Source organism: Agromyces sp. P1_H4 (assembly GCF_056405255.1).
In genome coordinates, this window is sequence record NZ_JBFUCL010000107.1 from 1 (window position 1) to 10,520 (window position 10,520).

Sequence of the window (10,520 nt, forward strand, 5' to 3'; positions counted from 1 at the left end):
ACCGAGTCGCCCGCCCGGGCCACCGACCGCAGCCGCGCCGCGACCTCGACGAGGACGTCGTCGCCGACGCGGTGGCCGAGGGTGTCGTTGATCGCCTTGAAGCCGTCGAGGTCGACGAAGACCACCGACAGCGGCCGCCCGTTGCGGGTGGCCGCCGAGATGGCGGCGTCGAGCCGTTCCTCGAGCAGCTTGCGGTTGGCGAGCCCCGTGAGCTGGTCGTGGAGCGCGCGGTGGGCGAGCTCCTCCTGCAGGCGGACCCGGCGCAGCACCTGGCCGGCCTGCCTCGCCAGCGCCGCCTGGATCTCGCGACTCTCGGCATCGAAGGTGCGATCTCGTCCGAAGAGGGAGATGACGACCCCGGCTGCTCGCTCATCGGTGCGGAGGGGGATGATGCTGACGGCGGCGACGCGATGCCGGTGCAGGGCGTCGTCGAGCCCGGGCATGATGGCGGCGGCCTGGGAGAGGCTGGAGACGGTGATGATCTCGCCGCTGCCGATCGCCTGCTCGGCGAGCGCCTCGAGGCCCTCGGGCAGCAGTGCCATGGTGACGTCGTCGCCCTCGACGAGTTCGAGCGGACCCGACCCGTCGGAAAGCAGGACGGCGGCACTCGAGGCCCGGAGCGCCGTGCCGGCACTCGCGAGCAGCGCGGCGGCGAGCTCCTGGGCGGTCGTGGCGAGGCCGAAGGCGCTCGACGCGTCCTGCAGCACGCGGACCCGCGCCTCGGACGCCTCGGCATCGCGTCGGGCGAGCAGGAGCTGGCGCTCGTAGTCCTGGCGTTCGGTCGCGTCGAAGACCGCCGTGCGGATCGCCTGCGGCTCGCCGTCGGCGCCCCTCACCATCACGGCGTTGACCAGGATGGGCAGTTCGTGCTCGTCGGCGCAGCGGACGGCGAGCGACACCTCCCGCACCTCCCCCGCGAGGCTCAGCACCATGGCGTACCGGGTCTCGTAGAAGAGCTGCCCGGGCGAGGTGAGGAGGTCGACGAAGGCGGTGCCCAGCAGGGCCCGCCGGTCATGACCGGTCCATCGTTCGAACGTGCGGTTGACGCGGGTGATCGTGCCATCGGGGGTCGTCTCGAGGTAGCCGCAGGGCGCGTCCTCGAACAGGTCCAGGTACGGGTCGTCAGCGCGGGGGTGCGCGGCGGCGGGGGCGCCGATGCGCGTGTCGCTGTCGTCGCGCTCCCGGTCGAGGGGCGCGGCGTCGGAGATCGTCACGGCAGGAACGACCTGATCTCGCGCACCAGCTCGTCGGGCGCCGACAGGTTGGGGCAGTGCCCGGTCGCGGCGAGCTGTACGAACCGGCTCGCCGGGATCTGCTCGTGCACGTATCGGCCGGCCGAGACGGGGGCGATGACGTCGTCGGAGCACTGCAGCACGAGCGTGGGCGTGCGCACCGCGCTGAAGTCGCGGCGGTTGTCCGAGAGGAAGGTCACGCGGGCGAAGTGGCGGGCGATCTCGGGATCGACCGCGCAGAAGCTCTCGGTGAGCTGGCGACCGAGCTCGGGCCGCTCGGGATTGCCCATGATGGCGGGTGCCATGTCCGCCGACCAGCCGAGGTAGTTGGCGTCGAGCGCGTCGAGGAGCCCGTCGATGTCGGACCGCGCGAACCCGCCGCGGTAGTCCTCGTCGTCGAGGTACCGCGGCGACGGGCCGACGAGCACGAGCGCACCGAACCGGGAGGCATCCGTGGTCTCGGCGAGGACGCCGATGGTGGCCGCGACCGAGTGTCCGACGTAGACCACGTCGTGGAGGTCGAGCGCGTCGAGGACCTCGAGGACGTCGTCGGCGTAGCCGTGCAGCGAGTCGTACTTCACGGGATCGTAGGCGTCACGGTCGGAACCGCCTGCGCCGACCAGGTCGAGGAGCACGACGCGGTGGTCGGCTTCGAAGAGCGGGGACACCGACCGCCACATCGCCTGGCTGCAGCCGAAGCCGTGCACGAAGACGATGGGACGCCCGTTCGGGTCTCCGGAGACCGTGACGTTGTTCCGCCGGAGCGCATCGGTCTGGGCGCGGGGGGCCGTGAAGGTCATGGGGTTCCTGCCGGGGGTCTGTGGTGTGGCCCCGGCGAACCGGGCGCGGAGTGGGGGCTCTCCATCACGTCCGACACTACCCGCGGGCCGTTCCGAGCAGAGGGTCTCGGCGACAATGTCAAGGGGGCTTGACCCGCTTCGATTCGTCCACTATGCGGCGACGGAACCGATGGCGGCCTCGGCCCCTGCGGAACGTCCGCCTCGCGCGGGTTCCGCCGAGCGAGCCGTCGTGTCAGGCTGGAGAGGTGACCGCGACCCTCGAGCAGCTCGACACCGACACGTCCGCCGATGCGGCGGCCGTCGTCGTGGCCGACGTGCCCTGGCGCACGATCGTGTGGGACGACCCGGTGAMCCTCATGACCTACGTGAGCTACGTGTTCCGCAGCTACTTCGGATACCCCCGCGACGAGGCCGAGCGGCTGATGCTCCAGGTGCACACCGAGGGTCGCGCGGTGGTGGCCACGGGCAACCGCGAGGCGATGGAGCGGCACGCGCAGGCGATGCACGCCTACGGGCTGCAGGCGACCGTGTCGAGGGCAGAGGCGTGATCGTCGCCGGGCGCAGCGGCGGCGAGGGCGTGCGCATCGTGCTCGAAGCCGAGGAGGCGATGCTGCTGTCCGAGCTCGCCGACCAGGTCGACTCCGTGCTCCTCCTCGGCGAGGCCGACGACCCGGCGCTCGGGCGCCTCCTGCCGAACGCCTACCCCGAGGACGCTGCCGCGTCGCACGAGTTCGCCCGCTACACGCGCGACAGCCTCGTCGACGGCAAGCGGCAGGCCGCGCAGCGGGTGCGCGACGCGACCGCGGTGGAGGACGGCGACGACACCGTCGTGCAGATCGAGCTCGACCAGTCCGAGGCGTGGGGCTGGCTCACGTTCCTCACCGACCTCCGGCTCATCCTCGCCGAACGGGTCGGTGTCGTCGAGGAGGGCGAGGACGGCGCCGACGAGACCCGTGACGACTACCTCCGTGCCGCGTACGAATGGGCGGGATTCGTGCAGGGCTCGATGCTCGAGGTGCTCGACCCGATCGACTCCTGAGCTCCGACCCACGGCTCGCGCGCCGGCGTCGTGGACACGCGACCCCCGGGCTGGCAGTGTGGTGCCAGACGCGGCCGTCCCCCAGGCGGCCGCACGAGCGAACGGGGTGCTTCGTGGCCGAATCGTCGTCGATCTCCCGGGTGCTGCGGCATCCGGCCGCCAGTGCCGAGTCGCTCGAGTCGATCGCGCTCCTGCTCGGGGCGGCCTTCTTCGTGGTGGGCGGCGCGATCTCGTTCGTGGTGTTCTGGGGGCGCGACCTCCCCATCTCGGGCCCGGGGTCGCTCGGCGAGTACGTCGGGATCGGCGGAGCGCTGACGGCGCTCATCGCGTTCGTGCTCGGACGGATCCTGATGGCCAGGCACCGGCACCCGGCGATCCTGCACGACCCGTCGCCCGGACTGAACATGCCGGGCGCGCGCCTGCACTGGTTCGACGTCGCCGCGCTCGCCGTCGCCCACGGCGCCATTGCGCTGCTCGGCTGGATCGGCCTGGCCAACCTGCTCGAACGGAGCTTCGTGGGCGCCGTCGTGTTCCCGCTCGCCGGCGCCATCCTCGCCGGCGTCGCGTTCGCGGTCACCTCCTACGTGTCATTCCTCTCCTCCGTGCACCTGACGCCGATGCTGCTCTCGCTCGTGCTCGCGACGTTCCTGGTGGTGGGCGCGCTCGCCGCCATGCTCAGCGCGAGCGACCCCCAGTGGTGGAAGATGAACCTCAGCGCCCTCGGCATGAGCGATGAGGCATCCGCACTGGCCTTCAACGTCACCCTCATCGTGGCCGGCGCCATGGTCACGATCATCGCTCGCTACGCCACGGCCTCGCTGCCCACCCGGACGGGCCAGGAGGTGCGAGGTCGCAACCTGCTCCGACTGGGCCTCATCCTCATCGGCATCTTCCTCGCGTGCGTCGGCATCTTCCCGGTCGACGAGTTCTTCGCGGTGCACAACACGGTCGCCACGGGCATGGCCGTGATCTTCGCCGGGCTGGTCCTGGGACTGCGATGGCTGGTGCCCGCGATGCCGAGGGTCTTCGTGCTGCTCGGGTACGTCTTCGTCGGCGTGATCGTGCTGCTCGCGATCTTCTTCGCCGTGGGCTACTACAACCTGACGGCCGTCGAACTCGTCGCCGGTGTGCTGATCTTCAGCTGGATCATCGTGTTCCTCCGGAGTGCGGGCAGCATGCAGGCACCCGGCTCGCAGGCCGCGTTGGCGGCCCACGGCGGCGCCATCACGGGTGCGGACACACGGACGGGGCCGGATGCCGCGGCATCCGACCCCGTTCCGGTCTCGAGCTAGACGACTACGCCGAGTGGGCGAGCGCCTTGGCCTTCAACTGGTCGTACTCGGCCTGGCTGATCGTGCCTGCATCGAGCAGGGCCTTGGCCTTGGCGATCTCGTCGGACGGGCTCGCGCCGGTGGCGACCGTCTGGCGGATGTAGGCGTCGGTGGCGGCCTGGTACTGCTTCGCCTCCTTCTGGGAACGCTCCGCCATGCCCCTGCCGCGGGCGATCAGGTAGACCAGTGCGGTGAGGAAGGGCACGAAGATCAGGAAGATCACCCACACCGCCTTCCACCAGCCGTTCAGCGTGTGGTCACGGAAGAGGTCGCCGATGATCGCGAACAGCGCCATGAGGTAGGCGATGAAGACGAACGCCCACAGGAACCACCAGATGACGTCTCCGAAACTGTTCCAGAAATTCATTCGCAGCCTTTCGATGTGCTCGAGCGCCCCCCAGTGAGCGCTGCTGAGGTGAACCTACCGCGTGGCGCGAGGGGTCGTCCACCGACGCCCGGCGCTACGCTCATCGCGGGGGAGTCGTGGGCGGCGGGACTCCGGTCGACCGCCCATGCGCCGCACCACACGAGGAGGAGCTCACGATGAGCCTCGCGCGTACGCCGACCGACGGAGGAGCCTCTCCACGCCAGCTGCTGGTCCTCGCGATCCCCGCGATCGTGCTCGGCGCGTTCGCGGCGCTGCTCCTCTGGGCCCTCGAGAAGCTCGCCGACCTGCTGAGCGACGTGCTGTGGACCAACCTCCCCGATGCGCTCGGCGTCGACCCGAACGGGTGGTGGATCGTGCTGATCCTCACCCTCACGGGCCTCGCGGTCGGCATCGGGCTCCGGTACCTCCCGGGTCATGGCGGTCCCGACTCGGCGACGACCGAGCTGATCTCGCCGCCGCTGAAGCTGCGGGTGCTCCCCGGCCTCGCCGTGGTGACGGTGCTGAGCCTCGCCGGCGGCGTGAGCCTGGGGCCTGAGAACCCCATCATCGCCATCAACGTCGCCATCATCGTCGCCGTGTTCGCGCGGTTCCTGCCGAGGGTGCCCGCGCAGATCGGGGTGCTGATCGCCGGGGCCGCAACCGTGGGTGCCCTGTTCGGCACCCCCGTGGCCGCGGCGCTGCTCTTCACGGGGATCGTCGCCGCGGCGAAGGGCGGCGGATCGCTGTGGGATCGGCTGTTCCTCCCCGTCGCGGCCGCCGGTGCCGGCGCCATCACGATGCACCTGCTCGGGCAGCCGCCGATGTCGTTCGACCTGCCGCCCTACGGCAGCCCGCAGGCGATCGACCTGCTCACCGGTTCTCTCGTCGCATGCGGGGCGGTGGTCATCAGCCTCGCCGCGCTCGTGGCGTTCCCGATCTTCTGGCGCGGGCTCCATGCCCTGCGGCATCCGATCCTCATCCCGCTCGTGGGCGGGTTCCTCCTCGGCATCCTCGGCCTCATCGGCGGTCCCATCACGATGTTCAAGGGCCTCACCCAGATGGGCGAGCTCCTCGAGAACGAGGCCGACTACGACGGCACCCAGCTCGCCGTGATCGCCGGCATCAAGATCCTCGCCCTGCTGGTCGCGGCGAGCTCGCTGTTCCGCGGCGGGCGCATCTTCCCCGCCGCGTTCATCGGGGTGGCCCTCGGCCTGCTTGGGCACGTGCTGATCCCGAGCATGCCGCTCGGCCTCGCCGTCGCCTGCGGCGTCGTCGGCGTCGTCCTCGTCATCGGCCGCGACGGGTGGCTGGCACTCTTCCTCGGCGTCGCCATCCCCACCGACATCACGCTGCTGCCGGTGCTCTGCGTCGTCATCCTCCCGGCGTGGCTGCTGGTCTCCCGTGCGCCCGAGTTCCGCATCGTGCCGCCCGGGTCGCCTGAGGCGCCCGGGGCGCCCGCGGCAGCGTCCACGCCTGCCCCCGCCCCTGCTCCGAGCGACCCCGACCCCAGCGCCCGCTAGATGCCCGGCCCCGATGCAGCCACCATGCCACGACCGCTGGCAGGGCTGACCCGCCACAACCTCGTGCGCGAGCTCCTCGCGGGCATCACGCTGCTCGCCATCGCGATCCCGCTGAACATCGGCTACGCGCAGATCGCCGGCCTGCCGCCGACCGCCGGCCTCTACGCGCTCGTCGTGCCCTCGGTCGTCTACGCGCTGACGGTGTCGTCGCGGCAGCTGGTGGCGTCACCGGATGCCGCGGCCGCCGCGCTCGTCGCCTCCTCGATCGGCGGGCTGGCCGTCGCCGGCAGCGCCGACTACCTCACCCTGGCGCTCGCGCAGGCGATCCTCGGCGGCATCCTGTTCCTGCTGCTGGCCGTGTTCAAGCTCGGATTCCTCGCGAACTTCCTGTCGAAGCCGATCCTCATCGGATTCGTCGGGGGCCTCGCGTTCGACATCCTCGTGGCCCAGGTCGCGAAGATGCTCGGCGTCAAGATCGACTCGGGCGGCGAGTTCGTCGACAAGCTCGTCGGGCTGTTCACCGGCCTCGACACCCTGAACTGGTGGTCGGTGCTCATCTCGGCCGTGTCGCTCGCCATCCTCCTGGTCGGCCGGCGGGTCGCCCGCGCGGTGCCGTGGGCGCTCGTCGTGCTGGTGCTCGCGACCATCGGCGTGGTCGTCGCCGACCTCGATGAGGCCGGGGTCGCCGTACTCGGACCGGTCGAGGCGGGACCGCCCACCCTGACGTGGCCAGCGATCGACTGGACGACGTGGTTCGTGCTCGTGCCGTCGGCGATGGCACTGACCCTCGTCACCACCGCTGAGGGCCTGCTCGTCTCGCGCTCCTACGGCGAGAAGCACAACTACCCGACCCGGCCGAACCGCGACCTCTTCGCCTTCGGCCTCGGCAACATCGCCGCGGGCGCCACCGGCGGGTTCACGGTCGGATCGTCCACGTCGCGCACCGCCGCGATGGACCAGGCCGGCTCGCGCACGCAGCTCCCGTCGCTCGTGACGGCGCTCGGCACCCTGCTGCTCCTGGTGTTCGGCACCGGCCTGCTCGAGGACATCCCGTCGCCGGCGATCGGCGCCATCGTCGCGGTCGCGATCGTGCCGCTCCTCGGCATCCGCGAGTTCCGGGCACTCTGGCGGGCCGACCGCTTCGAGTTCCTCATCGGCGCCACCTGCTTCCTCGTGACGCTCTTCATCGGCTCGATCCCCGGCATCCTCGTCGCGTTCGTGCTCGCGCTCGTGAACCTCGCCAAGCGCGCGGCGAACCCCGCCATCGACGTGCTCGCCGGGAGCGGCGAGCCCACGGAGTCGCTGCTCCAGGAGGCGCCCGAGGGCAGCGTCACCGCGCCGGGCGTCATCGTCGTGCGCCTCGCCGCGCCCCTGTTCTTCGCCAACGGCTCGGTGTTCGGGGACGCGGTGAAGCGAGCGGTGACGGCCGCGCCCGCGGCATCCGTGCACCACCTCGTGGTCGACATGGAGGCGGTGACCGACGTGGACGTCACGGGGGCCGAGAGCTTCGAGGCCCTGCAGGAGTGGCTGGCGGAACGCGACATCGTGCTCGCCTTCAGCCGGGTGCGTCCCGACGCCCGCGCCCGCCTCGTGCACCTCGGCCTGCTCGGCGACCACGAGGTCTACGACACCAACCGGGCCGCGCTCGCCGCGCTCGCCGCGGGTCCGAACCGACACGACGCCGACCGACGCTGACACGACGCGGCACCCGCCGCACGGAAGGGGAACCCATGGGCCCGATCATCGGCGACATCCTGCCGCTCGCGCTGGGCATCGCGATCAGCCCGATCCCGATCATCGCCGCGATCCTGATGCTGCTCTCGCCGAAGGCGAAGGGCACGAGCGTCGGCTTCCTCATCGGGTGGGTGCTCGGCATCGTCGTCGCCGTCGTGCTGTTCACGCTGCTCGCCTCGGTGATCCCCGAGGACGATCCGGATGCCTCGAAGCCGATCTCGGGCGTGATCAAGATCGTGCTGGGCATCGCCCTGCTGTTCCTCGCGCTGCGGCAGTGGCGCAGCCGCCCGAAGCCCGGCGAGGAGGCCGAGCTGCCGAAGTGGATGGCGGCCATCGACCAGATGACGGCCGGCCGTGGCCTCGTGCTCGGATTCCTGCTGTCGGCGGTCAACCCGAAGAACCTGCTGATGGCGGTCGCCGCCGGCGTGATCATCGGCACCGCCGGGCTGGCCGTCGGCGAGGCGGCGGTCGTCATCCTCGTGTTCGTGCTCATCGCGGCCTGCACGGTGGCCGTCCCCGTCATCGCCTACCTCGTCGCGTCGAAGCGCATGGCGGGCCCGCTCGAGGCCCTGCGCGGCTGGCTCGTGCACAACAATGCGACCGTCATGGCCGTGCTACTGCTCGTCATCGGCGTCGTCGTCATCGGCAAAGGCATCGGGAGCTTCTGAGCATGACCGACGAGGTGGCACCTCCCGGGCTCGCCCGCGGCACCCGGGTGCTGCTCACCGTCGCGGCGGCGGTCGTCGCGTTCGTGGGCATCTGGTTCGCCCGCGACATCCTGGTGCCGGTGGCGGTCGCGGCGGTCGTCGTGATCATCGCGCACCCGGTTCGCCGGCCGCTCGAGCGCCGAGGCTGGCCGAGCTGGCTCGCCACGACCGTGGTCATCCTCGTCGGGTACGCGATCCTCGCCGTACTCGGGGCGCTGCTCGTCGTGGCATCCGCCCAGTTCATCGGCATGCTGCCCGACTACGCCGAGGAGCTGCAGGCGACGGCGCAGGGGATGCTCGGCTGGCTGGAGTCGCTGGGCTTCTCGAGCGACGCGGCCGGCTCGGCGGCGTCGGCGATCGATCCCGAGCAGCTGCTCGCGGTGGCGACGGGCGTGGCCGATGCCGTGCTCGGCGCCGCGACGGCGTTCTTCTTCGTGCTCGCCTACGTGCTGTTCATGGCGGCGGATGCCTCGCGCTTCTCCCGCGCCGGGCAGCACGTGTTCGGCGGGGCCGTCGCCGACGCGATCGGCGCGCGCTACTTCTCGGGCGTGCGCCGCTACTACGTGGTGAACGCCTCGTTCGGAGCGGTCGTCGCCGTGCTCGACGGCCTGCTGCTGTGGGCGCTCGGGATCCCCGTGCCGATCACCTGGGCGATCCTCGCGTTCGTCACGAACTTCATCCCGAACATCGGCTTCGTGATCGGCCTCATCCCACCGGCGGTCCTCGCCCTCGTCATCGGGGGCTGGCCCTTGGCGCTCACCGTGGTGCTCGCCTACTCGCTCATCAACGTGATCCTGCAGGAGTTCGTGCAGCCGAAGTTCGTGAGCGACGCCGTCGGCCTCACCCTCACGATCACGTTCGTCTCGGTCGTGTTCTGGACGCTCGTGCTCGGGCCGATGGGCGCGCTGCTCTGCATCCCGCTGACGCTGCTGGTGCGGGCGCTGCTGCTCGAGCCCGACCCGCGCACGGGCACGTTGCGTCACCTCACGGGCGATCCGCAGGCGCCCTAGAACCCGGGAGATCCAGGCAATCCGCATGTTCGCCGAGGATTCGCGAGCGATGCTGGCGCCGCCTTCGAGGCCCGGGCTAGTCTGCAATCACACCGATCAAGGGGGACCACATGGCGGAGTTCGAATACGGCCCGGTCGAGCTGTATCTCGTCGGATTCGAGGGGGACCGTCCTGACGACGCCACCCTCGACGCGATCCGGGAACTGGTGGAGGGCGGCGAGATCCGCCTCATCGACCTGCTCGTGATCTCGCGGGAAGACGACGGGTCGGTGCTGATCACCGACTACGACGAGATCAGCGACGAGTACGGGTTCGGCGACATCGAACTCGCGGCCATCGGACTCGTCGCCGAGGAGGACGCACAGGAGTTCGCGCAGGGCATCCCGCCGGGCACGTCTGGTGCGATCTTCGCGATCGAGCTGCTGTGGGCCAAGAAGCTCGCATCGAAGTTCGCCGCGTCCGGTGGCATCGTGCTGCAGACCGAGCGCATCCCCGCGCCGGTCGTGAACGCCGCGCTGGCCGAGGCCGACGAAGCGGCCGAGGAGGAGTAGGGATGCCGTTCCGCAGGATGGGTCGCCCGGGCCTCGTCGGGCTCGCCGCCCGCACCGCCGTCGTCGCCGGCACCGCCACCGCCGTGAGCGGCGGCATGCAGCGCCACCAGATGAACAAGCAGCAGGACGCGTACGAGCAGCAGCAGTACGAGGCCCAGCAGCAGCAGGCGCAGATGCAGGCTGCGGCCCAGCAGGCCGTCGCGCAGCAGCAGGCCGCGATGGGCTACGC

General features: G+C 70.9%; 11 protein-coding genes and 1 pseudogene. 9 read left to right on the forward strand and 3 right to left on the reverse strand.

Features of this window, described 5'->3' with window-relative positions; all coding sequences use genetic code 11:
• Both AC1DY2_RS08720 and AC1DY2_RS08725 read right to left on the reverse strand, forming a co-directional pair.
• Positions 1-1,214, reverse strand: a 1,214-nt coding sequence (locus tag AC1DY2_RS08720; RefSeq protein WP_476762056.1) for a sensor domain-containing protein, incomplete at its 3' end; no start/stop codon positions are given.
• Positions 1,211-2,032 carry an alpha/beta fold hydrolase gene (locus AC1DY2_RS08725; protein ID WP_476762057.1) on the reverse strand — a complete coding sequence of 274 codons (822 nt, stop codon included), beginning with the start codon at positions 2,030-2,032 and terminating at the stop codon, positions 1,211-1,213. The genes AC1DY2_RS08725 and AC1DY2_RS08720, both read right to left, overlap by 4 nt.
• A gap of 245 nt (positions 2,033-2,277) precedes the next feature.
• Between AC1DY2_RS08725 and clpS the strand changes: the two genes are divergently transcribed.
• The 3 genes from clpS (at position 2,278) to AC1DY2_RS08740 (ending at position 4,363) form a co-directional block, all read left to right on the forward strand.
• The gene (gene clpS, locus AC1DY2_RS08730; RefSeq protein WP_476762058.1) at positions 2,278-2,580 is read left to right on the forward strand and encodes an ATP-dependent Clp protease adapter ClpS; all 303 of its coding nucleotides are present in this window, start codon (positions 2,278-2,280) and stop codon (positions 2,578-2,580) included.
• Positions 2,577-3,071, forward strand: a complete 495-nt coding sequence (locus AC1DY2_RS08735) for a DUF2017 family protein (protein ID WP_309976029.1) — start codon at positions 2,577-2,579, stop codon at positions 3,069-3,071. Before clpS ends, AC1DY2_RS08735 begins: the two co-directional genes overlap by 4 nt.
• Before the next feature lie 113 nt (positions 3,072-3,184).
• Positions 3,185-4,363 carry a DUF998 domain-containing protein gene (locus AC1DY2_RS08740; RefSeq protein ID WP_476762059.1) on the forward strand — a complete coding sequence of 393 codons (1,179 nt, stop codon included), beginning with the start codon at positions 3,185-3,187 and terminating at the stop codon, positions 4,361-4,363.
• Between the two features lie 4 nt (positions 4,364-4,367).
• Here the strand turns inward: AC1DY2_RS08740 and AC1DY2_RS08745 are convergent, their stop codons facing one another.
• Entirely contained in the window at positions 4,368-4,769 is a 402-nt protein-coding gene (locus tag AC1DY2_RS08745; protein WP_476762060.1) for an SHOCT domain-containing protein, read from the reverse strand.
• A 176-nt stretch (positions 4,770-4,945) separates the two neighbouring features.
• On the opposite strand from AC1DY2_RS08745, the gene AC1DY2_RS08750 reads away from it, so the two are divergent.
• From AC1DY2_RS08750 to AC1DY2_RS08775, 6 genes and pseudogenes are all read left to right on the forward strand, one after another.
• Positions 4,946-6,289 carry an ion channel protein gene (locus AC1DY2_RS08750; RefSeq protein ID WP_476762061.1) on the forward strand — a complete coding sequence of 448 codons (1,344 nt, stop codon included), beginning with the start codon at positions 4,946-4,948 and terminating at the stop codon, positions 6,287-6,289.
• Between the two features lie 24 nt (positions 6,290-6,313).
• The gene (locus AC1DY2_RS08755; protein ID WP_476762062.1) at positions 6,314-7,984 is read left to right on the forward strand and encodes a SulP family inorganic anion transporter; all 1,671 of its coding nucleotides are present in this window, start codon (positions 6,314-6,316) and stop codon (positions 7,982-7,984) included.
• A gap of 35 nt (positions 7,985-8,019) precedes the next feature.
• Positions 8,020-8,691, forward strand: a complete 672-nt coding sequence (locus AC1DY2_RS08760) for a GAP family protein (protein WP_476762063.1) — start codon at positions 8,020-8,022, stop codon at positions 8,689-8,691.
• A 2-nt stretch (positions 8,692-8,693) separates the two neighbouring features.
• Positions 8,694-9,740 (forward strand): AI-2E family transporter, encoded by a 1,047-nt coding sequence (locus AC1DY2_RS08765; RefSeq protein ID WP_476762064.1) that lies wholly within the window; start codon positions 8,694-8,696, stop codon positions 9,738-9,740.
• Positions 9,741-9,850: 110 nt separating this feature from the next.
• A complete protein-coding gene (locus tag AC1DY2_RS08770) occupies positions 9,851-10,291 on the forward strand; it encodes a DUF6325 family protein (RefSeq protein ID WP_476762065.1) in 441 nt (146 codons plus the stop codon).
• Between the two features lie 2 nt (positions 10,292-10,293).
• A pseudogene (locus AC1DY2_RS08775) lies at positions 10,294-10,520 on the forward strand (SHOCT domain-containing protein); the annotation flags it as partial.

What these genes read in the sequence shown, in the direction of transcription:
- AC1DY2_RS08725 (WP_476762057.1), bottom strand. Translation starts at nt 2,032, where the DNA reads ATGACCTTCACGGCCCCCCGCGCCCAGACCGATGCGCTCCGGCGGAAC.
- AC1DY2_RS08745 (WP_476762060.1), bottom strand. Translation starts at nt 4,769, where the DNA reads ATGAATTTCTGGAACAGTTTCGGAGACGTCATCTGGTGGTTCCTGTGG.
- AC1DY2_RS08750 (WP_476762061.1), top strand. Translation starts at nt 4,946, where the DNA reads ATGAGCCTCGCGCGTACGCCGACCGACGGAGGAGCCTCTCCACGCCAG.
- AC1DY2_RS08755 (WP_476762062.1), top strand. Translation starts at nt 6,314, where the DNA reads ATGCCACGACCGCTGGCAGGGCTGACCCGCCACAACCTCGTGCGCGAG.
- AC1DY2_RS08760 (WP_476762063.1), top strand. Translation starts at nt 8,020, where the DNA reads ATGGGCCCGATCATCGGCGACATCCTGCCGCTCGCGCTGGGCATCGCG.
- AC1DY2_RS08765 (WP_476762064.1), top strand. Translation starts at nt 8,694, where the DNA reads ATGACCGACGAGGTGGCACCTCCCGGGCTCGCCCGCGGCACCCGGGTG.
- AC1DY2_RS08770 (WP_476762065.1), top strand. Translation starts at nt 9,851, where the DNA reads ATGGCGGAGTTCGAATACGGCCCGGTCGAGCTGTATCTCGTCGGATTC.